The sequence below is a fragment of the Acidisoma sp. S159 genome (assembly GCF_009766125.1).
GTDB lineage: Bacteria > Pseudomonadota > Alphaproteobacteria > Acetobacterales > Acetobacteraceae > Acidisoma.
In genome coordinates this window covers 501,887-522,844 of record NZ_LMUG01000067.1, presented here as the reverse complement: position 1 = coordinate 522,844, position 20,958 = coordinate 501,887, and the positions used below count along the sequence as shown (strand labels likewise).

Annotated in this window: 17 protein-coding genes and 1 pseudogene; 5 read left to right on the top strand and 13 right to left on the bottom strand. The window is 60.3% G+C overall.

Annotated elements, in window-relative coordinates; translation table 11 throughout:
• Positions 1-384: 384 nt before the first annotated feature.
• Positions 385-1,479 (bottom strand): zinc-binding dehydrogenase, encoded by a 1,095-nt coding sequence (locus tag GSQ92_RS25080; RefSeq protein WP_158801325.1) that lies wholly within the window; start codon positions 1,477-1,479, stop codon positions 385-387.
• A 341-nt stretch (positions 1,480-1,820) separates the two neighbouring features.
• Here GSQ92_RS25080 and GSQ92_RS25075 point away from each other — a divergent pair, with 341 nt between their 5' ends.
• From GSQ92_RS25075 to GSQ92_RS25065, 3 genes are read left to right on the top strand one after another with little or no spacing between them, the layout of a single operon-like run.
• Complete coding sequence (locus GSQ92_RS25075) at positions 1,821-2,888, top strand: sugar ABC transporter substrate-binding protein (RefSeq protein ID WP_158801326.1); 1,068 nt, start codon at positions 1,821-1,823, stop codon at positions 2,886-2,888.
• 41 nt (positions 2,889-2,929) lie between these two features.
• Complete coding sequence (locus GSQ92_RS25070) at positions 2,930-4,534, top strand: sugar ABC transporter ATP-binding protein (RefSeq protein ID WP_159014193.1); 1,605 nt, start codon at positions 2,930-2,932, stop codon at positions 4,532-4,534.
• The gene (locus tag GSQ92_RS25065) at positions 4,534-5,529 is read left to right on the top strand and encodes an ABC transporter permease (RefSeq protein ID WP_216856932.1); all 996 of its coding nucleotides are present in this window, start codon (positions 4,534-4,536) and stop codon (positions 5,527-5,529) included. Before GSQ92_RS25070 ends, GSQ92_RS25065 begins: the two co-directional genes overlap by 1 nt.
• A gap of 44 nt (positions 5,530-5,573) precedes the next feature.
• On the opposite strand, the gene GSQ92_RS25060 is transcribed toward GSQ92_RS25065, so the two are convergent.
• On the bottom strand, positions 5,574-6,746 hold the full coding sequence (locus GSQ92_RS25060) for an iron-containing alcohol dehydrogenase (protein ID WP_216849886.1): 1,173 nt from the start codon (positions 6,744-6,746) through the stop codon (positions 5,574-5,576).
• Between the two features lie 817 nt (positions 6,747-7,563).
• Here GSQ92_RS25060 and GSQ92_RS25055 point away from each other — a divergent pair.
• Positions 7,564-8,553, top strand: a complete 990-nt coding sequence (locus GSQ92_RS25055; protein WP_158801330.1) for a fatty acid desaturase — start codon at positions 7,564-7,566, stop codon at positions 8,551-8,553.
• 198 nt (positions 8,554-8,751) lie between these two features.
• Here GSQ92_RS25055 and GSQ92_RS31150 read toward each other — a convergent pair whose 3' ends face one another.
• From GSQ92_RS31150 to GSQ92_RS25030, 6 genes and pseudogenes are all read right to left on the bottom strand, one after another.
• Positions 8,752-9,045 carry a hypothetical protein gene (locus GSQ92_RS31150; protein ID WP_254065468.1) on the bottom strand — a complete coding sequence of 98 codons (294 nt, stop codon included), beginning with the start codon at positions 9,043-9,045 and terminating at the stop codon, positions 8,752-8,754.
• A 196-nt stretch (positions 9,046-9,241) separates the two neighbouring features.
• On the bottom strand, positions 9,242-11,137 hold the full coding sequence (locus tag GSQ92_RS25045) for a xanthine dehydrogenase family protein molybdopterin-binding subunit (RefSeq protein WP_254065469.1): 1,896 nt from the start codon (positions 11,135-11,137) through the stop codon (positions 9,242-9,244).
• A gap of 18 nt (positions 11,138-11,155) precedes the next feature.
• A pseudogene (locus GSQ92_RS31875) lies at positions 11,156-11,521 on the bottom strand (xanthine dehydrogenase family protein molybdopterin-binding subunit); the annotation flags it as partial.
• A 1-nt stretch (position 11,522) separates the two neighbouring features.
• Entirely contained in the window at positions 11,523-12,551 is a 1,029-nt protein-coding gene (locus GSQ92_RS25040; protein ID WP_158801334.1) for a xanthine dehydrogenase family protein subunit M, read from the bottom strand.
• Positions 12,551-13,150 (bottom strand): (2Fe-2S)-binding protein, encoded by a 600-nt coding sequence (locus tag GSQ92_RS25035; protein ID WP_158801336.1) that lies wholly within the window; start codon positions 13,148-13,150, stop codon positions 12,551-12,553. Before GSQ92_RS25035 ends, GSQ92_RS25040 begins: the two co-directional genes overlap by 1 nt.
• Before the next feature lie 685 nt (positions 13,151-13,835).
• The gene (locus tag GSQ92_RS25030; RefSeq protein WP_158801337.1) at positions 13,836-14,564 is read right to left on the bottom strand and encodes a GntR family transcriptional regulator; all 729 of its coding nucleotides are present in this window, start codon (positions 14,562-14,564) and stop codon (positions 13,836-13,838) included.
• Between the two features lie 139 nt (positions 14,565-14,703).
• Between GSQ92_RS25030 and GSQ92_RS25025 the strand changes: the two genes are divergently transcribed.
• Complete coding sequence (locus tag GSQ92_RS25025; RefSeq protein ID WP_254066681.1) at positions 14,704-15,492, top strand: SDR family NAD(P)-dependent oxidoreductase; 789 nt, start codon at positions 14,704-14,706, stop codon at positions 15,490-15,492.
• A 33-nt stretch (positions 15,493-15,525) separates the two neighbouring features.
• Here GSQ92_RS25025 and GSQ92_RS25020 read toward each other — a convergent pair whose 3' ends face one another.
• The 5 genes from GSQ92_RS25020 to GSQ92_RS25000 form a co-directional block, all read right to left on the bottom strand.
• Positions 15,526-16,521, bottom strand: a complete 996-nt coding sequence (locus tag GSQ92_RS25020) for an ABC transporter permease (protein WP_158801341.1) — start codon at positions 16,519-16,521, stop codon at positions 15,526-15,528.
• On the bottom strand, positions 16,518-17,468 hold the full coding sequence (locus GSQ92_RS25015) for an ABC transporter permease (protein ID WP_158801343.1): 951 nt from the start codon (positions 17,466-17,468) through the stop codon (positions 16,518-16,520). Before GSQ92_RS25015 ends, GSQ92_RS25020 begins: the two co-directional genes overlap by 4 nt.
• Positions 17,465-18,982, bottom strand: a complete 1,518-nt coding sequence (locus tag GSQ92_RS25010) for a sugar ABC transporter ATP-binding protein (RefSeq protein WP_158801346.1) — start codon at positions 18,980-18,982, stop codon at positions 17,465-17,467. Before GSQ92_RS25010 ends, GSQ92_RS25015 begins: the two co-directional genes overlap by 4 nt.
• Positions 18,982-19,965, bottom strand: a complete 984-nt coding sequence (locus GSQ92_RS25005) for a substrate-binding domain-containing protein (RefSeq protein WP_158801348.1) — start codon at positions 19,963-19,965, stop codon at positions 18,982-18,984. Before GSQ92_RS25005 ends, GSQ92_RS25010 begins: the two co-directional genes overlap by 1 nt.
• A gap of 111 nt (positions 19,966-20,076) precedes the next feature.
• Positions 20,077-20,784, bottom strand: coding sequence for an SDR family NAD(P)-dependent oxidoreductase (locus GSQ92_RS25000; protein ID WP_158801350.1), 708 nt, complete (start codon positions 20,782-20,784; stop codon positions 20,077-20,079).
• Positions 20,785-20,958 lie beyond the last annotated feature (174 nt).

Genomic DNA, 20,958 nt, shown 5'->3' with positions numbered 1-20,958 from the left:
ATGACGGTATCCTCCCGCCATCTCCAGAATCACAATGCGCCGAGCCGAAGCAAGCAATTAATGGGTCCTGACCCTAGAATAGCAAGCAGCCCTGTCTAGATTCTAGTTCGATGGCGACGGCGATATCGCGTAGCGGGAGGTTGATTCATCGAACGCTACCTCCTGAAGTGGGACGACCGTTTCGCTTGTTTCCCTCGGCGATCTGCATCCGCTTGGTTGATGCACCGCGAATCGCGATAATGCTTCCATTCAGCGTAACGGGTCGCAGCACGATGTGAAAGAGCCGAATGGCGCTCATAATCTTTCCTCTCGGAGGTTGATCGCTCCGTATTCGGCTGTGTCGCCCTCGCACCCTTGGGGCGACACTCCGGCTCGATGCGGCGATCAGGCGGCTTCGCAGATGATCGACGCTCGCGTCACCTCGCGCTTGGCGGATTTATCGAGGGCCAGTTTGACGTCGCTGAGCGCGAAACTCGCATCCAGCAAATCAGCGAAGGGAAAGCGTTCCATATTTTCCTCTAGGAAACGCAGAGCCTTGAGCAGATAGCGAGCGTCATAGCGATCTACCGCCATGACCTGCACCGCCCGCCGCGTAAGAAGACCTGGGTCCATCTCGATGGTGAAGCCAGGCGAAAGATTGCCCATCGCCAGGTAACGCCCGCCGCGCCGCACCAGGCCCCGTACACCTTCGTTGAACGCGGCAGGCACGCCAGTGACTTCCATGCCCACATCGGCTCCTCGGCCCCTGGTCAGGTCCTGAACCGCCTTGATCCGATCGGCCTCGGTGGGGCAATCCTTCATGCTGATCACGTGATCAGCGCCGAAGGCACGCGCCTGGTTCAGCCGCAGCTCGACGCCATCGATGACGATCACGCGAATGCCGCGGGTCTTCGCGATGGCCGCGCCCATCAGGCCGAGGCCGCCGGCGCCCTGAATCACGAGGGTCTCGCCATAAGTGACGCCGATGCGATCGAGCCCGTAGTAAACCTGCGAGAGTGCGCAATTGGCGCTGGCCGCGACGCTGTCGGGAATGTTGTCGGCGACCTTGTAGAAGTTCTGGCGTGGATGGATGTAGATGTGCGTCGCAAAGGCTCCGTGGAAATGTGGCGCCTGCTCCGGCTGCATGGCAAAGAACTCATAGGCATTGTCGCAAAGGTTGTACTGGCCATCGACGCAGGGCGGGCAACGCAGGCAGGTCTGGAAATAGGTCGCGACGACGCGATCCCCGACCTTCACGGGCTGGCTGTTGAAGTCGGTCGTCACCCCGTCGCCCAGCGCCATGATGCGGCCGACCATTTCGTGGCCGATTCCGCCGCGCTTCTTTACCGGATGATGGCCGCGCCAGACATGCAGTTCGGAACCGCAGACATTGGCACGGACCACTTCCAGGACGAGCGAGCCAGGGCCCGGTCTGGGCACATCATATTGCTGATATTCGAGCTCGCCCGGGCTGGTCATAACGGCGATCGTTCCGCGCATGGTGTATTCTCCCTTTCCTGTCGTCTTCTAATTAACATGCGATGGCTTGCTGCATTTCGGCGGCGCCATCCCGGCGGCATCCATGAATAATGCAGTGCAGCATAAACCGAAGCCACAAGGCCTTCCGACACTTCCTGCGCAAGGACTATCCGCTTGCGTCCGCTCTTTGACCAGTCTCGCTCGGCTTCACTAAGCGTAATAGCAGCTATAGCAGACTTGAATATTGACACTCCAGCCGTAGAACGGGCTTGTGCGCTCAAAGTCGCGACGCTTTTGTCGATGAAGCCAGGGCCCCTCGACACCGAGAAACCAAAGCGCAAATCGACTTCGGGGAGGATAATATGCGTCTACGTCTCGGCTTTGTATCCGTGGCTGCTATCGCCGCCATGACCTTGGCTCAGCCCATTGTCGGTTCCGCGCAAGCGGCGGACAATGTATCAATCGATGTCGGCGGCGGTCATGTGATCCGCACTGACGGCAAGGCGCTTAAGATCGCCTTCTTCTCCCTAGGGTCAAGCAACAGCTTCCTCAAGGCTCAGAACGAGAAAGCCTTCGCCACAGCCAAGGAACTCGGCGTTTCGCTCGACATTTTCCAAAGCGAATTCGACGCGTCGAAGCAGATGGACCAGATGCAGATTGCCTTGGCGAGCAAGAAGTACAATGCGTGGATCGTCGAGCCGGTAGCCGGCAACGTGGCCTGCCATATCGCGACCGTCCAGGCGCCCGACGCCAATATTTTGGTCGAGGACATTGACGGTACCCTGTGCGGCCGCATCCTGGGTGAAGGCGACGAGCTATGGAGCCCGGGGACGCTGAACTATGTCGGCGGCAACGAATCGGTGAAGGCTTGGTCGATCCTGTGGGCGAAGGCCGTGAAGGACAATCCCGGACCGCAAACCGTTGGGATCATGGTTGGGCCAGCTCTAAACAGCATTACCAAGGCCTTCTTCAAGGCAATGACGGATACGGCTCCAAAGAATTGGAAGATCATCGCGCCGGTCTATACTAATTACTCGGTTCCGGATGCGGAGGAGAAGGCCCAGCCGCTGGTGCAGGCACATCCGGATATGACGATCCTGATGTCGGCCTATACGAATATCACCAAGGGCGCGGTGGCCGCCCTGCGTGGAACCAACCGGCTGGGTAAGGTGAAGATCTACGAAGGCGGCGGTACCGTGACCGGACTCGCTTACGTCAACAACGGCGTTACCGAAGCCATGCTTGCGCGCTACTCGCAGACACCGATCGATTATGCGATCCGCGCCGTTGTCGATGCCTGGGCTGGCAAGAAGGTTCCGCATTACACGGGCGACGATGGTCATGCTCTTGAGCCGGGGCGTGACCCGAACTCCGCCTCGTTCTTGGTTACGAAAGAGAATGCCGCTAACTACAAGCCCGAGAACGATTGAGGTACCCCGGCCGCGGTGGTCGGCATCTCGAAGGGCGAAGCATGTCACTGACTGACGCCCATCGGGACTTCGACAAATCCAAACCTGTGGCCGAGACGCGGCCGCAGGGTATTACGATCATGGCCACTGACATCACCAAGCAATACGGCGCGGTGCAGGCGCTTAAGGGCGTCAGCGTCGACTTCCACGCCGGCGAAGTGCATGGGCTGGTAGGCGAAAACGGCGCCGGGAAGTCCACCTTCCTGGGCATTCTGGCCGGGCGTGTGGCGCCGACTTCGGGTAGCGTGACCGCCTTTGGAAAGACGATTCTGGGCGGAAGTCCGAGAGAGTCCCGAGCCGTCGGTATTGTCGCGATCTATCAGGAACTCACGATGATCCCGGCCCGAACGGCCTGCGAGAACGTATTCCTCGGTCAATGCCCATCGTCGCTTGGCCTCGTCGATTATCGTGGCATGCGAAAGCGCTTCCTCGAGTTGTGTGAAAAGTTCGACGTGCGCATCGCCCCCGACGCGCGGACCGACGGCTTGCCCATTGCCGACCAGCAACTGCTGGAAATCATGCGCGCCTATCAGTCCTCGGCTAAGGCGGTCCTGTTCGACGAGCCGACCGCTTCTCTTGGGGAGAATGAACGCCGGAAGCTCCTGGAACTCATCAATCAAATGAAGGCGCAGGGCACCACGATGGCCTTCGTCAGCCATCATCTCGACGAGGTGCTAGAGGTCTGCGAGCGGATAACGGTATTCCGCGATGGGGCCGTGGTGGCGAGCCGGCCGCGGAGTGAATGGAATAAGCGCCAGCTGGTCCATGAAATGCTGGGCAACGAGCTTGACAGCACCTTGCAACAGCGTCCCGCCAAGCCGTCGCGCACGCCGCGCGAGCTATTGAAGGTGCGGGACCTAGCCGTGCCGGGGCTGCTCTATCCCGTTAGCCTGACGGTGCGGGCCGGTGAAGTGCTGGGCGTGGCGGGGCTGGTGGGATCGGGCCGTACCTCACTGATGCGGGCGCTGGCGGGCCTGGAACCCGCGACAGGCTGGGTTGAGATCGATGGCCGCGAACAGGGGGCGCCCCGCACGCCAAGGGCGTCGCGCGCAATGGGTATTGCGCTCATTCCGGAAGATCGCAAAGGGCAGGGGCTGGTGCTTGGCCGGCCCTCGGCATCGAATGTGATACTGGGCGACATGCCGGCCGTGGCCCGGCTCGGTATCTTCCAGGATCGCAATATCCTGGCGGCGGCCAAGGCGGCCGTCGCCGAATACGGCTTCGACCCGGCGCGCCTGAGAACGCCTGCGCGAGACCTCTCCGGTGGAAACCAGCAGAAGCTCATGCTCGGCCGCTGGCATCATGCCCGCCCCCGCCTGCTGCTGGCCGACGAGCCGACGCGCGGCATAGACATCGGGGCGAAGACCGAAATCCTCGCGGCATTGCGAAAATCCGCATTGGAGGATGGCCTGGCGGTCGTCATCGTCTCGTCGGAGCTTGAGGAATTGCTCGTTGTGTCGGACCGCATCATTGTGATGCGCGACGGCCATATGGTCGATGAGCGCGACTGTCACAACGATCAGATAGACGTGAAGACTCTGCTGCATTCCGCCTTCGCCGTGCAGACCGGCGAGCACGGCGCGGAACAGATGCAGAAGGAAAGCTGATGAAGAGCCCAGGAAGCGCCAACGGACTCCAGTCGGCAATAGCAGGCGCCCCGGCGGCGAAGCGCCGCATGCCTTTCGATGTGAGCGATCTCGGCATGATCGCTGCACTGATCGGCGTGGTCATTGTTGCGCAAATCATCTACCCCGCATTTCTCACCTGGACCAATATCAGGATCATCCTAAGTCAGAACGCGCCGCTGGGGATCGTGGCGGTTGGCATGACCTTCGTCATGATCGGCGGCGGCTTTGATCTGTCGGTAGGCGCGATCTACGCGTTCGCCGCGACGATGTTCGCCAAGATCGCTATGCAGAACGGCTTGGTCGAGGCCGGTGCCTGCGCGCTTGTGCTGGGCACTGTCTGTGGCGTGATAAATGGGGCTGTCGTGGCCTATATGCGCATCAACCCCTTCATCGCCACGCTTGGCTCAGCTTCGATCTTCAGCGGTTTTGCCTTCGTCTACTCGAACTCGACGCCGCAGACGCCGGACAATCCGAATTTTATGATTTTAGGTCAGGGGGTTTGGGGGCCGCTGCCCATCTCGGTTTGGCTGTTGATTGTAACGGTGCTGATAGGCGGTTTCGTATTGGCGAAGACCGTTTATGGCCAGTCGCTCTATGCCATCGGCGGCAACGAGACGGCGGCGCGGCTCTCCGGGCTACGTGTCGGACTGATCCGGGGATCGACCTTTGCGCTTGTCGGCATGCTGGCCGCCTTGGCTGGGATGATCGAGGCGAGCCGGCTGGCAGTGGGACAGGCGGATATTGGCGGCACCATCCCGCTGGATGCCATCGCCGTCGTGATCATCGGCGGCACCTCCCTTTTGGGCGGGGAAGGTGCGGTATGGCGTAGCGTGGTCGGGCTGCTGATCCTGGGTTCAATCACCAATCTGTTCTATTCGCTGGCCGTCGATCCGAATATTCAGCTGGTGGCTAAAGGCGCGATCGTGATCGGCGCGGTCGGGCTGGATGTTTGGTCGCGTGCGCGGCGAAGATAGGTTACGACTTCGCCGGCTCCGTTCTCCATTTCGCATTCTGGGTTTCAAGCCGCAAGGTCAAGGATCTCGCGCACCTGCCGGGGACCTTCGATCTTCCGTGGATTGCGTGGAACCCAAGGGGTATGCATCGCACTTTCCGCGATCTGTTTAAAATGCTCTGGCTTGATCTCTACCTCTGACAGGCTGCGCGGCATGCCGAGGCCGGCTATGAGCGAATCCAGCAGAGCCGCCGCGTCTCCGCCGGGACGACCCATCGCGGTGGCAACCAGCGCTTGACGTTCAGCATTCGCGGGCTTGTTCCATCGCATGACCGCGGGCAGCAGGATGCACGAGGTGTGTCCGTGTGGAATGTTGAAGGCAGAACCGAGGACATATCCGATCCCGTGACTTGCGCCCATCGGAACCTCGGCAGCGAGCGGCCCCATCGAGAGCCACGCACCGATCTGACAATCCATCCGGGCATCGAGGTCCGCCGGGTTCGCCTTGACCCGCGGCAGCGCGTTCGCAAGCAACGTGAGCCCGCGCAGCGCCGCCGCATCAGCGAAGGGATTCGACTCATTTGAGCATATCCCCTCCACGCAATGATCGACGGCGCGGATACCGGTCGACAGAAACAGCCACTCCGGGGTGTGGATAGTGATCGCGGGGTCGAGGATGACCGAGCGCGGAATGATATCGGGGTGACGAATTAGCTCCTTCACTCGGTGGCGCTCGTCGGTGACCGCGGCTGTGGCGCTGAACTCTCCGGCGGAGAGCGTTGTCGGCACGCTGATCTGACGTACCGATGGCGGCTTGCAGCGGGGTGGTCCCAGCAGTCTGTCAAGGCTTTTAACTGAACGAAGCGCGTCCATACCCCCAACCGTGCGAATGTCATTGGCGAGGCACAACTGCACCGCCTTGGCGCCATCCGTGATGGAGGTGCCACCGATCGTCACGATGAGGTCAGCTTGCGCGGTACGTGCCTCCTCAGATGCCTCGACAACCGCGCTACGAGGGGTATGTGCTGGCATTCGATCGAAGATGCCGGCGCAGCGGTCACCGAGGGCACTGCGAACGTGCTCGATCTCGTCCGTCTTGCGGTTGAGCGTGCCGCTTACCATCAGGAAGACCCGAGTCGCGTTGGCCTGCGCTACTTGCTCGGCGATCGTGTCCGATGCGGCTGTGCCGAACGACACCTCCTCCATGCGACCGAAAATGACGCGACCACGTTTTGTCATCTCTGCTCCCTGCGTAATTCACTCTGTTGAGTCGACAAGTATGAGCTTGGCCGCGGACTTATCCCAGCCACCTTGCACGGTCCTAGACGGCCGCCCTGGTCACCGCAGCGGAATCCAGAGGAGACTCTTCCGAGCCTCGGACGTCACAGGTGCGCAATTTCACCAACACGCGATATTGGTGCGTCTCGCGTGTTGTACCGCCGAATCCGATATTGGCGATCCGATACGAATCGTTTCACACGAAGAAATCTTAAGGCCCGGAGCCCACTATCGGGGTAGTTCTCTGTGTTCCAAGCGTTGAAAAATCCGATCTGTTCGACGGGGTGTTTAAGGCCGAGCTTGCGGCCTCCCACGCGGGCGCCGCAACCTGCCGAGCAGCGTCGAACGCCAGATCCGTGACCGGCATTCGTTTGGCCGTCCCTGCGTCCTTCATTCGCATTTCTAGGCCGAGACCTGGCCGTCCGCCTTCCGCCCAACGCCGCCGATCAAAGGCTGATTACGCGATTCCAAAGCGGCCTTGCGCCGCGAAGCCCGATGGCGGATCACGCTGCCCTCATTTGCTGTGGATTTGATGAATGCGCTTGCCGGCACGATCTGGCATATGTGTGCCTTCCCGGTCACCAGAGAATACCCACGCCATCAGCGCCTGGGACGCAGATCCGCCGGTTAAAAAGGGCGGATCGCTGCGGCAGCAATGCTGAGCGAGCAAAATCGACTTTCGCTGGTTTATGGCTATGTTGATGTCAGGATCCTCCGATCCGGGGCTATGAAAAGGATTTTCCTCGTGTCGCATAGTTCAACGACAGTGCCCAGTCCCATGGATGCCGCTCAGCAAGCTCACTTACGCACATTTCAGTCGTCGCTCCAGGCCCGCGCGGCGTGGCAGGTGATTTCCACCTTTGGGCTTTACTTGTTGCTGACTGGGGCAATGTACGCATTGCTGAAGTTTTCGCTATGGTTGACTTTGTTACTAGCAATTCCATGTGGTGGACTGATGGTCCGTATCTTTATTATTCAGCATGACTGTGGGCATAACTCCTTTTTTGCCGCCTCCCTGTCCAACCGAATTCTCGGGCGTGCGTGCAGCTTGGTCACGCTAACGCCTTTTGCCTGGTGGCGCCGGGTACACGCGCGACATCATGTCACTTACAACAACCTAGATCTCCGTGGGTGCCCGGCTGATTTCTATACCGACTGTCTGACCTTGGCCGAATACGAGAGATTGAGCCGGTTTAGGCGTCGGTTATACCGGTTTAGCCATCATCCAGCTCTGATCCATTTGCTGCAGCCACCGTTGGTTTTTATACTTCTACAACGAGTACCCTTCGATACGCCAGCGTCCCATCCGGCGGAGCGGCGCAGTGTCTATGCGTTGAACCTCGCCTTATTGCTCATATTTGGCACCCTTGTATATCTTTTCGGTATAACAACGGTGCTTCTGGTGCATTTTCCGCCGTTGTTGCTCGCTTCAATCATCGGCATCTGGCTATTCTCGGTGCAGCATAGATTCGAAGCATCGCAATGGTTTTCCAAAGCGGATTGGACGCAGGCCAACGCTGCTTTGCACGGCACCTCCTATCTGAAATTGCCGCGGCTACTGCGTTGGTTCAGTGCCGATATCGGCACGCATCATGTCCACCATCTGCGCCCAGCCATCCCAAATTACCGATTGCACGATTGCCATGAAGCCTGCCAGGTGACGATGGCTGCTGTGACCATTCTTACGATCGCCGAAGCACTGAAAGCGCCCAACTTCGCGCTTTGGGACGAGAATCGCCGCCGCATGGTTCCGTTTCCCGCGCGATAATGGAAGCAAGCGTAGATCGGTTGACCGTAGATCACTTCTCGATTTAACGGTTGAGGTCGGCCGCGAGGCCAATTTAAAACTCGGTCACTTTCGTTGCCAAGTCTAGGGAGCGGACTTTCCGCCTATTTGACTTTTGCGTCGGCTTTGCGCGGCACACACCCGAGAAGCAGCCAGGCAGCTACCGGCCAGATCCCCGTTTCAGCCACTCCCGCCGCAAGCGGCGTCCATAGGTGTGCCTTCGAGGGCATTCAACCACCCAATGCCGGCATGGTTGACCAGTACGACTATCTCACCGGCGGCCGCGACGGCCTGGGCGATGCTGGCGGGGTCCGCTACGTCCAGTTGCAGCAGTTCCAGATTCGGGACAGTGGGAATGATGCTTGCGTCCGGGGTGCGCATGGTCGCGATGAGGCGTGGAGTATCCGCATGCGCATGTCGTCCTTTCGACAGCGGAATGCGTTTTGGGTTCGAGCGTTGCACCACCTGCAACATTAACGCGTATGGCGCTTCGTTAATGTTGACGTAAGAGGACGACGACAGAGCTTGGCTGTCCGCCTCAGCCGAAACACGTTAAACTGGCGCCGATACTCGTGCGGCGGTTACCATCCGTTAACGACGATGCCCAGATCGTAAGCGGGCGCGGCTTCCGGTGGGCAGCATGGAAGAGAACTGGTGCGGGGAGAATGGGCTATAGAAGCTTTTCCGCTCGCACGGGGAGTTCCCGTATCCGCTTGCCTGTAGCGTGAAACACCGCGTTGGAGATCGCCGCGTTCATGCCGACAATGCCGATCTCGCCGATGCCCTTCACGCCCAGCGGATTGACCCGGTCGTCGTTTTCCGGAACCATGATGATATCGATCGACGGCGCGTCAGCGTTCACTGGGACTATGTAGTCGGCGAGGTTCGCGTTGATCACCCGGGCGGAGACCGGATCAATCTCCGTCGCTTCATGCAAAGCCGAGGATATCCCCCAGATCACGCCGCCCATGTATTGGCTGTGCGCAGTTGTCGGATTGATGACGTTGCCCGCAGCAAAGGCCGAGACCACGCGCGGCACGCGTATTTCACGGGTTAGGCTATGCACGCGCACTTCGACGCAGTGGGCCCCGAATGCGTAAGCCGTGACGTCCTTGCGGTTGCCGCCCCGGCTCATCAAGGGGTGGCCGTTGTAGAGTTGCGCCATCGCGCTGGCCGGCAGGCCCGCGGGAATGTTCTCGGCGTAAACCTCGAGGCGTCCCCCAGTTCGCGGGACAGCCTTGCTTAGGGGCTCGCTCAACCCGTCCGCGTTGCGGAGCGCGCCGCCCGCCAAAATAAGCGTTGCCGGGTCGGCGCTGTGGAAGGGGCTGTCTTCAGCGGCCACCGCTGCCTCGGCCAAGCGCTGCCTGATGTCCGCGCAGGCCTTGACGACGACGTGGGTGGTCGTCGCAGCATTGTTTGAGCCGCCCGCGACGGGGACCGGCGGCAGGTCGCTATCGCCCAGGTGGACCGTGACATCCTTCACCGCAAGGCCGAGAGAATGGGCTGCGGTGATAGCTACGGTCGTGTAGGCGCCAGTTCCGAGCTCATGCGCGGCCATCGACACATTTGCCTTGCCCGATGGCGCGAGCGAAATGCGGACGGCGGCCGGCCCGATGTTGTTGGGGTAGAAACTGGATGCGCAGCCATAGCCCACCAGCCACTCACCCCTCCGCATCGAGGCAGGCTTCGGGTTGCGCTTGCTCCAGCCGAATTTTTCGGCCGCCTGGTCGAAACAGGGCATCAGCAGGCGGGATGAAAACGGCAGACCCGACACCGGATCGTTTTGCGTGTCGTTGACCCGCCGCAGCTCGATGGGATCCATGTTCAACGCATAGGAGAGCTCGTCCATCGCGCTTTCCAGAGCGAAGACGTAAGGCACCTCGGCGGGCGCCCGCATGAATCCCGGCGTTGCACGGTCGGCGTGAACAACGTTGACCGCTGTAGCAATCACCGGCGCGGCATAGAGCCGCGAAGTAGCCTCCACTCCGGCGACCTTGTAGCTGGAGGGCCTCGAGCTGACCTCCCAGCCCTCATGAAACATGGAGGTCAGCTTACCATCAGCTGTAGCGCTGAGCCGAACGTGCTGGCGCGTCTCGGCGCGGTAGGTGGCGATCGTAAAGCCCTGTGCGCGGGTCGGCACCAACTTGACGGGGCGACCGAGACGCTTGGCGGCCAGGGCGATCCAAGCAGTGCGGGAAGTTTGGTTGCCTTTGGAACCGAACGCACCTCCAACATACCGGGAGACCGCGCGGACATTCGCCGGGTCGATGCCGAGCTGCTTGGCGGTTGCCGTCTTCAGGCCCCACATGAACTGGGATGGCTCGTAGACGGTGAGGTTCGGACCGTCCCAGACGCAGGTGGTGGTGAAGAGTTCAATCGGGTTGTGGTGTTGTGGTGGCGTGGCGTAGCGGACGTCGAGCTTAACAGGCGCCGCGGCGAAGGCGGCGTCAGCGGCAGCTTTCTCTTCCGTTTGGTTGCCCTTGGTCTTCTCGCCGGGCCTGCCCGCTGTTATCGCTTGCACCTCAACGCCCGGCGCACCGAAACTCGCACTCGCGGCTTCCGCCATGGTGCTTACATGTACCTTGCCTGCCGCCTCAGCCGCGGACTCGAACGTATCGGCCACCACAACGGCAATGATCTGCCCGTCGTGCCAGATCCGGTTGCTTTCAAGCGTGGTGGTGGTTGGGCCACCATCCGGGCCTAGCGGCGCCTTGATCTGATTGCCGACTGTCTCATAGGTCAGTATATCCAGAACGCCCGGGACGGCCTTTGCGCGGCTGAGATCGAAGCCGGTGATATGGCCGCGCGCAATCTCACTGGTGACGAGAGAGGCAAAAGCGGGATTGGCCACGAGCTCATCTGACGCATAGCGCGCTGCCCCCGTTACCTTTGCGACGCCGTCGATGCGGGGTGTGGGCCTGCCGAACAGGCTTTTGGGATTGAAGGTCATGTCACGCCTTCCTGCTCGCAGGCGGCAGGGCTTTAGCCTGCATCAAGGCGCGGACGACTGTCTGTGGCCCGAGCGTTAGTTTGTAGTCGTTGTGACCATGTCCGGCCGCACCCGCCAACGCCGCCCGGCCTGCCGCTTCGGCATTCGCTTCGGTCAGCGGCTTGCCGGTCAGCACTGCCTCCGCGCCTTCAGCCCGCCACGGCCGATACGCCATGCCGCCAAGGCTGATGCGGATCTGACGCACCAGGTCCCCATCCATCTCAAGCGCCACGGCAGCGGAAGCGATGGCGAACTCATAGGAAGTCCGGTCCCGCACCTTCACGTAGACTGAGCGTTGTGCCCGCTTGCTGGCCGGGATGAAGAAGGCGGTGATAACCTCACCTGGCTGCAAATTGGTTTCGAACTGCGGCTGCCCCCCAGCCAAGCGGTGCAGGGAAGCGAACGGCAGACGGCGCGAACCCAGAGGTCCGGTGAGGCTGACATCGGCCTCGAGCGCCATCAGCGCCACTGCCCAGTCGCCTGGATATTGCGCGATGCAGCTAGAGTCGGTGCCGAGAACAGCATGATTGCGGTTGAACCCGGTCAGCGCCGCGCAGCCAGAGCCGGGATTGCGCTTGTTGCAGGCAGCCCATGTCGGATCGCGGAAATAGGAACAGCGGGTACGCTGCAAGACGTTGCCGCCGAGGGTCGCCATGTTGCGCAGTTGAGCGCTTGCGGCGAGCTGCAGGCTCTGGGCCAAGGCGGGATAGTCTGCCTGCACCACAGGGTGCGCCGCGACATGCGCCATCTTCGCAAGCGCGCCGAGGTGCAACCCTTCCGCAGAGGGCGTGATCGAGGACAGCTTCGGCCGCAGTGGCCCGAGGTCCACCAATCGGTCTGGCACCATCACGTCGAGCTTCATCAGGTCATAAAGTGTCGTGCCGCCAGCGAGGAGTTGCACCGGTGCATCGGTTTGCCCCTGGCCGGTCTGTCGGCCCAGGTGGACGGCCTGCGCCAAATCCGTGGCGCGTGCGTAGGAGAATGGACGCATCAAGCCTGCTCCATCTGCGTGCGCGCCTGTTTGATGGCTGAGACGATGTTGGGATAGGCGGCGCACCGGCAGAGGTTGCCGCTCATGTATTCACGGATGTCTGCGTCATTCGTGGCATGACCCTCGTTTACGCAGGCCACGGCGGACATGATCTGGCCAGGCGTGCAGTAGCCGCACTGGAAGCCATCGTGGTCAATGAAAGCCTGCTGCATGGGATGCAATTCGCCGCCGGCGGACGCCAGTCCCTCGATCGTCCTGACAGCGTGACCTTGTGCGGCGAGAGCGAGCGTCAGACAGGAGAGCACGCGCTCGCCATCGACATGGACGGTGCAGGCACCGCACTGCCCATGGTCGCACCCCTTTTTGGCACCCGTTAGGTCCATGTGCTCGCGCAGTGCATCGAGAAGCGATGTTCGGGCGTCGATCACGAGCCTGTAATCGCGTCCGTTCACGTCGAGCGTAATTGAAGGCGGTCCGGCTGCAGGCGGCGACGGAGCCTCTGCTACGGGTGCAGCGCGGGCGACGACGGGAACGGTAGCAAGTCCCACTACCCCACGGAAAAGGCCTCTGCGGCTCGGTCCCGGCGTCTTCTCGCTCATACCGCAGTTCCTTTTGGCTAGATCACCACAAGCCATCAGCAGTGCATGCCACGTCCTGCGGAAGCCATTGTCAATGCGCGCGGCGCGTTGAAACAAAATCTTACATGGTTCGAGTAAATCGCCACGTGTCCCTTTCTTGCGCGGAGATCGGAGAGTGGCTCTATACGAATGAATGTTACAGAACGGCGCCGCGTTTCCGTCGAACACACGAAAGCGTGAATTCACCCACCGAGGAATTCGTGCACAGGGAAGCGTTGATGAGCTCGCCATTCTGCCATCAACAACCGGGTCACAACGGTCGCGGAGGAGTGACGAATTCAAGCCGAGTTTGCGAGCACAGTTCTATCTTGGCTGCTATCAAAGGCGGCGATATTCGGGTGGCGACCATCGGCACCAAAGGGGCAACCGCTCGCGGTTGTTTGAAACGCCGCCGCGCCGCCAGGGCGGCGTCACGTCGTTCAGGTGTCGCGGCATTCCAACAAAGGGCTTGCTGACGCGTGAGATCAAAGCCGCACGTGGCACGACCACGATTGCAGCAATTTAAACGCTTCTGCATTGGCGCAGGCGGTTGCGACCGCGAGATGATGGAGGCGGTGCTTTGCAAATGCACCATTTGGCTCCGCCAAGTCGCAGCGGAACGGCGCGGTCAACGAGGGGCCTCGCCGCTGAGATCGCCGTCTCCCGCTCAACGAGAGGTCCGGACCCTTTTCACCTTCTGCGAGACAGTAAGCTCGATGCGGTTGATTGCCGTAGCGCCGTCTACATCGAGGAACGTAAACTGGCCAAATTTGATATCATTTTGAATTGAGCGTCGTGCCAAGTCGGGATCTCGAGTCTCCAATCCTGCGATGACGCCGTAGTGTTCGTGATCGGGACCGTAATCCTTAAGACGTCGGCGGCCGAGGTTTATTCGATGAATATGTGCCCCCATTCGGGCCCACATCATTTCGACGGTTGTGAGCACGATCGGCATCTCGGCGATGGCGACCACCGCGAGGTGGAATTCTCGATTGTAGTCACTCGCTTGATGCGGATCCCCCTGATCAAGCGCCTTGAAGAAGGCCTCGTTTATCCTGCGAACTGCTGCGACCTCTTTGCGTGTTGCTTTGAGCGCAGCAGCAGCGGCGGCTTCCCCTTCGAGATGCATTCGGATCATCTTGAGTTCGGCGACACTCGATTCTGACAAGATGGGAACGGCTATCGTCTGGGCTTTCGGCATCTCCAGGGCGCCATCAGCCGCCAGGCGAAAAATGGCTTCGCGCACAGGTGTGACGCTCGTTCCCAATTCGTTCGCTAATTCGACTAATGTCAAGCGCTGGCCTGGCGCATAATATCCACTCATCAGCGCTGAGCGGAGCTGCTCGTAGACCATAGCAGAGAGGTTGCCCCGCCCAATCTTTTGCAGTCCCTTCATGTGGCGTGCACCTCGAATTCGACCCCTGAAAAGCGGTTCTCTGTCCTTCAGCTCGGTGGAAGATGCAAGCTTACACTCAGGAGTAGGAACCCGGCAATCTTCTCTAGCCGGATCATATAGCGTATACGTGAATCCATCATTGGAGGATAGCAAAGTGAGCCAGCTGACTGTTCCCGATCTAAGGGGGAAGACGTATTTGGTGACGGGCGCCTCGACAGGCATAGGCGCAGCAGTCGCACGAGCCCTGGCGCTGCAGGGCGCTCAGGTTGCGATTCACTATAACAGCAGTGAGGGCCCCGCACGCGCACTGGCGGAAGAAATCAGCAAGGGCGGCGGAAAGGTTCACCTTGTCGCAGGCGATGCAGGAAAGCATGACGAAATCACGCGCGTTGTCATGGAGGCAGCTGAGTTCTTCGGCCGTCTGGACGGGCTTATCAACAATGCCGGCAGCCTTCTCAAGCGCGTGCCGATCGTGGAATCGGATGAGTCCTTTGATCGTCTGGTTACAGATATAAATTCGCATTCCGTTCTCTGGGCGTCCCGTGCGGCGATCCCATGGCTGAGAAAGCAGGGTGGAGTCATAGTCAATACGACCTCGATAGCAGCGCGGCACGGCGGTGGAGGCGGGTCGCTCCTTTACGCCGCCTCCAAAGGCTATGTCAGCACACTGACACGCGGCATGGCTAAGGAACTTGTAAAGGACGGCATCCGGGTCAACGCCGTCTCTCCAGGAGTAATCGCGACACCGTTCCACGAGCGCTTCAGCTCCGAAGAACAGATGAAGACGATGGTGGCTTCGATTCCGATGGGTCGCGCGGGGACGGCGGAAGAATGCGCTGGCACTTACCTGTATCTATGCTCTGACATGCTCAGCGGTTACGTGACCGGACAAGTGATCGAGGTTAACGGCGGCCAACTCATGCCATAGCTTCGGTGGGGCGGCATTTTGCGATGCCGCCCGCTAGTCCCTTCGAAGACCATAGGCGAAGACCGTCAAGATAACGATGACACCCTTGACCACGGGCTGCAGCGTCACGTTGACTCCGAGAAGGTTCATCAAGTTATCGAGCATGGCGATGATGAGCACGCCCATGAATCCGGCGATAAGGCTGCCTCGGCCACCGGTCAGGCTGACGCCGCCGATCGAAACCGCAGCTATGGAGTCGAGCGGCAACATGACGCCAGCTTGAGGGTCGCCATAGCCAACCCGCAATGAGAAGAGCAGGCCGGCCACGGAAGCTGCCAGGGACGCGGTGGCATAGGCAACCAGACGGACACGCGAGGTGGAAATGCCGGCGAGGCGTGCGGCGCGGCTATTACCTCCGACGGCAAAGACGAAACAGCCCGTCGAGGTTCTGAGATAAATTGCGACGAGGACGAGGACCATCAGCGCGACCCAGACGGGAAGAGGTAGGCCGATTAGGTTCGTTGAATAAAAGGAGTTCAATTGGCGAGGAATCGTTGCACCACCGGGCGCCGCGTCGATCGTGCCGCCGCCTGTCCAGACCTTCGCGAGCGAATAGCCGATCTGCATCGTCCCGAGGGTCACGACGAAGGAGGGAAGGCGCACGAAGGTTACGAGCACGCCGTTGACGAGCCCCAGGAGCAGGCCGGAGACCAGCGCCGCCAGGATCGCAAGGCCGACACCATGATCGAGCGAGCTCACGAAAACCACGCTGGCAAGCGCAACCGCCGCGCCCACGCTCAGATCGAAGCCTCCTGTAACGATCACCAAAAATTGGGCCGTTACCACGACCAGCAGCACGGCGTTCTGCTGCAGGATGTTTGAGAGATTTTGCGGTCGCAGTAACACGCCGCCCGATATCGCGGCGCCGATCACCGCCACTGCGAGGAGGATTGCCAGCAGGCGGAGGAGGTTCTTCTGCTCCGAGCTGGAGCCGACGATCAATTGGGTGAAGAAACGCCTCGGTTCGGCGAGGGAGGAAGACGGCGTCATCTCCGCGCGCTCCGGCTGACGCTGTATTGGCTAAAGGCCAAAGCGATCAGAACGATCGAGCCCTTGACAGTCCCCTGAACGTACGGGGAAACGCCGGATAGATTGAGCACGCTATCGAGAATTCCAAGAAGCAATACGCCGGCGACGATGCCCGAAGTACGGCCAATGCCGCCGAACAGACTGGCACCTCCAATTATGACGGCGGAGATGCTGACAAGTTCGTAGCCTGTACCGCTCAGGGGATGCCCTGTACCTATTTTCGCAGTCAGGAGCACGCCAGCAAAACCCGCCATGAGACCAGAAAAGCCGTAGACGCAGATTTTGATTCGAGGAACATCCAGACCGGTGAGGCGGGCATTCTCTTCATGCCCGCCGACCGCGTAGATTGCCCGGCCTAGGGGCCATTGCGTGAGAAAAAGGGCCAGCAGGGCGGCACACAAAAGAAAGAAGGCGAAGCTGGCGGGAACGCCGAGGAGCCGGAGATGTGCCAAATGCATAAAGGAAAGATTCAACAGCGGGATCGGACGGCCGGAACTGATAGTGAGCGCGAGGCCCCGCCCGATGCTCATCATGCCCAAGGTCACGACGAAGGCGGGGATGCGGGTATAGGCGACGAGCAATCCGGTGATGACCCCCGACGCCGTGCCGGCGAGCAAGGCGGCAACGATCCCGAGCTGGTAGCCCATGACCTGCGCGGCCATGGCAGTGACAACGGCCGTGATACCAATTACCGAACCCTGCGAGAGATCGATGCCGGCCGTTAGGATGACCGGAAATTGCCCGAGCGCAATCAAGCCAATCACCGAATACTGAAAAGCGATCGAGGAAAGGTTGAATCGCGTGAGGAAGTCGGGCTCCAGAACGGCGGCCAGGCCGAAAAGGATGACGACTGCGACGACTTGCCCATGCCGGGCCAGCGACTGGGGCCTGAAGCGCGCTGACCTCACGCAATCGACTCCGGCCTGGTTCGGAAAGCGAGAGCCATGACGGCTTCTTCTGTCGCGCCCTCACCGGCCAGTTCGCCGGCGATGCGCCCCTTTGCCATGACCACGATGCGGTCCGATTGCGAGAGGATCTCGGGTAAGTCAGAAGAGATCAAAAGAATACCGATACCTCGCTCAGCGAGCGTGCGGATGACAGCGTAAATCTCGCTGCGCGCGCCGATATCAACGCCGCGGGTGGGCTCGTCCAGGATCAGGAGCGAGACCCCGGCGGCCAGCCAGCGGCTCAGCACCACCTTCTGCTGATTGCCTCCACTCAAACGAGCCACCAATGTCTTGGGCGTCGCGGGCCTCACGGCAAGGCCTCGCGTGCGGTCCGTCACCTCCCGTCGTACCCGTCGCCAAGGAACCCAACCGGCGTGGCTCAATTTCCGAACGAGCGTATATCCGCCGTTCTCAAGAATGCTGCGGGTTAAGACCAGTCCGTCGCGTTTCCGGTCTTCCGGCACCATGCCGATTCCGAGCTTTACGGCCTGGAAGGGGTCGGAGGGCGAAACCGTCTTGCCATCGAGCACGATCTGACCACTCCGCGGCCGTGTTGCCCCGAAGATAAGCCGCGCGGTCTCGGTTCGCCCCGAGCCAATTAGTCCAGCCATCCCGACGATCTCTCCGCGGCCTACAGAGAAGGAAACGCCTTGGACGGTTTCGCCATCGCTGAGGTCACGGACTTCGAGCAGAGGCGCGTTTGTAGTTTGCGCCGACCGACGAACCGGACGTTTAACGTCACGCCCCACCATATCACGGACCAAGCGATCGTGGTTGTATTCCGCGATTGTGCCGGTGCTCGCCACGCTGCCATCCCGGAGCACGGTGATGCGATCGCCGATCTCAAAGATCTCTTCCATGTGGTGAGAGATGAACACTACCGCGATGCGCTGCTCACGCAGCTTCTTGACCAGATTGAAGAGGGCCCTCGTCTCCGTGCGGGTGAAGACGGCGGTCGGCTCGTCCAGGATCATGACGCGACATTCGTCTGTCAAAGACTTTGCGATCGCGATCATCTGCTGTTGGGCAATCCCGAGTTCTTGTACGGGCCGGTCCAGATCCACCGAAACATGCATGGAATTGAGAACGGCTCGGGCGCGCCGCAGCCGTTCCGCCCGGTCGATGCGGCCTAGCCTCCCGCGAGGCTCGCGACCGAGTAACATGTTCTCAGCCCCATCGAGGTTCGGGATGAGGTCAAGTTCCTGATAGATGGTCGCAATGCCATTGTCGCGCGCCCAACGGGGAGTCATGGAGTCAAGCGGCCGGCCGGCCAAGATAACGTTGCCAGAATCGGGTGAATAGGCGCCGGAAGCGATGCGTATAAGTGTAGACTTGCCCGCGCCATTTTCCCCCATCAAACAATGGACCTCTCCGGCGCGAAAGTCGCAGGAAACGTCCCTCAGAACTTGGATGGCGCCGAAAGCCTTGTGAATGCCTTGTAGCGAGAGGGGATGCTCTCCCTCAGACGCGATCATTAAAACTTCAGGCCCTTGGCGGTTATGGATTTGAGATAGGCTTCAGCGGCGTCCTTCTTGTCCGCGTCAAAGACCAGGATGGGCAGATTCTGGTGTGCGGCGATCGTCTGGCCTGCCAATAGCTTCTTGACGTTGGCAACAACGATTTCCCCGAAATAAGGTGGCGTCTGGGTCTCTCGGGCGATTTCGCCTGCCACAACCGCCTCAATGGCTTGGATCTGGCCGCCCTCCCCAACAAGGTAGCCGAGTATCTCAGTCCGCCCGGCCGATTTGATGGCCTGGATCGCGCCCATCGTCATGTCGCTATAGTCTGTCCACACAACATCGATCTTCCCTTTAGGGAAGCGCTGCAGAAAATCCTGCATGACGCGAATGCCGCCTTCCTTGGTAAAGCCGCCGTTGGCGGTTCCCACAACCTTGATGTCCGGGTAAGGCTGCATGACGTCAGCCCATCCTTTGCCGGCATCGATAACCGGCGATGATCCCGGGATACCGCCGACCCGCACTACGCTGCCTTTTGGACTGCCATTTTTGGCCTTGAGCAGCTCGACCGCCTTCTCGGCCAAGAGCTTGCCGGAATCATAGTGACTCTGGACAATCTCAGCTTTGAACTCACCCTCTCCAGGCTTTGCTGCCAAGGTGCGGTCGATGACGATCATGGGAATGCCGGCGTCGTTGGCGAGACCGACGGCAGGCGCGAGTGCTACAGACTCCAGTGGAGCGACGACGAGCACATCCGGAGATTGCGAAAGCATGCTTTCGATGTCGGAGAGCTGCTTGGCGGGATCATCGTCTGACGAGGCCGTGATGAAACGCCATCCTTGCGCTTCGATGTGTTGTTTCATATCGCTCTGATTGGTAACTCGCCAGTCGTTGATCAGATCAGCTTGCGAAAAGGCCACTGTCACTTTTTTGGCCTGGGCAGGCGCAAACCGGCCTGCAACAGCGATGGCCGCGGTCGCGGCGGTAGCCGAGCTGAACATTCTTCGCGTTATCACGAGACGATCCTCCTTAGTTTTGCTCCGGCCGTCGGGCCGTGAGGGATGGTTTATTCATGATCGGTAGGCGGCGCTCGATTGGCAGACCTGCTACCGCTACGAAACGGAATAGCCGCCGTCGATCGTGTAGAGGCTGCCATTCACGTAGGACGCCTCCTCGGAAACTAGGAAGCGAATGACGCGCGCGACCTCTTCTGGCGCCCCCCAGCGTTTGATTGGCAGCCGCCGCATTATTCCTTCGGCCCGCGCCGGATCACTCATGGCGTTGGATGAAATTCGCGTTTCGATCCAACCGGGCGCAATTGCGTTGATTCGCACGCTTTCACCCCAGGCGACAGCGAGCGATTTCGTGAACTGCACGACAGCCCCTTTGCTCGCAGCGTAAGCCGGTGTGAACGGTGAACCAAAGATCGCGTACATAGAGGCGAAGTTGACAATGGCGCCCCTCGCGGCCGTGAGGGCGTCCTTAAAGGCGAAGCAACAAGCAGCCGTGCCATTAAGGTTCACGTCTACGACCCGGCGGAACCCTTTCATGTCAAATTCGCCCCTATTGTGGGCGATCATGCCGGCAGCGTTGATCAGAGCGTCGAGACGTTGAAAGCGACCGGCAAAGTTTTCGATAGCTTCGTCGTCAGTGACGTCGATCTTAACGAACTCTAGGCCAGCCGGTAACTCCGTCTCAGCCTCAATTCCAATCGCGGTAACCTTATAGCCCTCAGCCAGCAGGAGCCGCGCAGTTGCTAATCCGATCCCAGTGCCCCCGCCTGAAATCACGGCGATCTTGTGCTGAGCTACCTGCGTCATCCTAACATCCCATCCCTCAGCCTACCGTTCGATGCGGCAGAACATCATATACGTATAGGCTATATCCAACGCTCGTCAACGGCCGCCGTGTCGCAGTGAGTGAGGGCGCACTACGGACCTATACTGGGGCCAGTGTGTCGCGCCCACTACAGGCTCGCCCAGCTGCCCCCCCAA

Bases quoted from the DNA above. Each gene is read 5' to 3' on its own strand.
- GSQ92_RS25080 (WP_158801325.1), bottom strand. From the start codon at position 1,479: ATGCGCGGAACGATCGCCGTTATGACCAGCCCGGGCGAGCTCGAATAT.
- GSQ92_RS25075 (WP_158801326.1), top strand. From the start codon at position 1,821: ATGCGTCTACGTCTCGGCTTTGTATCCGTGGCTGCTATCGCCGCCATG.
- GSQ92_RS25070 (WP_159014193.1), top strand. From the start codon at position 2,930: ATGTCACTGACTGACGCCCATCGGGACTTCGACAAATCCAAACCTGTG.
- GSQ92_RS25065 (WP_216856932.1), top strand. From the start codon at position 4,534: ATGAAGAGCCCAGGAAGCGCCAACGGACTCCAGTCGGCAATAGCAGGC.
- GSQ92_RS25060 (WP_216849886.1), bottom strand. From the start codon at position 6,746: ATGACAAAACGTGGTCGCGTCATTTTCGGTCGCATGGAGGAGGTGTCG.
- GSQ92_RS25055 (WP_158801330.1), top strand. From the start codon at position 7,564: ATGGATGCCGCTCAGCAAGCTCACTTACGCACATTTCAGTCGTCGCTC.
- GSQ92_RS31150 (WP_254065468.1), bottom strand. From the start codon at position 9,045: ATGTTGCAGGTGGTGCAACGCTCGAACCCAAAACGCATTCCGCTGTCG.
- GSQ92_RS25045 (WP_254065469.1), bottom strand. From the start codon at position 11,137: ATGGCGGAAGCCGCGAGTGCGAGTTTCGGTGCGCCGGGCGTTGAGGTG.
- GSQ92_RS25040 (WP_158801334.1), bottom strand. From the start codon at position 12,551: ATGCGTCCATTCTCCTACGCACGCGCCACGGATTTGGCGCAGGCCGTC.
- GSQ92_RS25035 (WP_158801336.1), bottom strand. From the start codon at position 13,150: ATGAGCGAGAAGACGCCGGGACCGAGCCGCAGAGGCCTTTTCCGTGGG.
- GSQ92_RS25030 (WP_158801337.1), bottom strand. From the start codon at position 14,564: ATGAAGGGACTGCAAAAGATTGGGCGGGGCAACCTCTCTGCTATGGTC.
- GSQ92_RS25020 (WP_158801341.1), bottom strand. From the start codon at position 16,521: ATGACGCCGTCTTCCTCCCTCGCCGAACCGAGGCGTTTCTTCACCCAA.
- GSQ92_RS25010 (WP_158801346.1), bottom strand. From the start codon at position 18,982: ATGATCGCGTCTGAGGGAGAGCATCCCCTCTCGCTACAAGGCATTCAC.
- GSQ92_RS25005 (WP_158801348.1), bottom strand. From the start codon at position 19,965: ATGTTCAGCTCGGCTACCGCCGCGACCGCGGCCATCGCTGTTGCAGGC.
- GSQ92_RS25000 (WP_158801350.1), bottom strand. From the start codon at position 20,784: ATGACGCAGGTAGCTCAGCACAAGATCGCCGTGATTTCAGGCGGGGGC.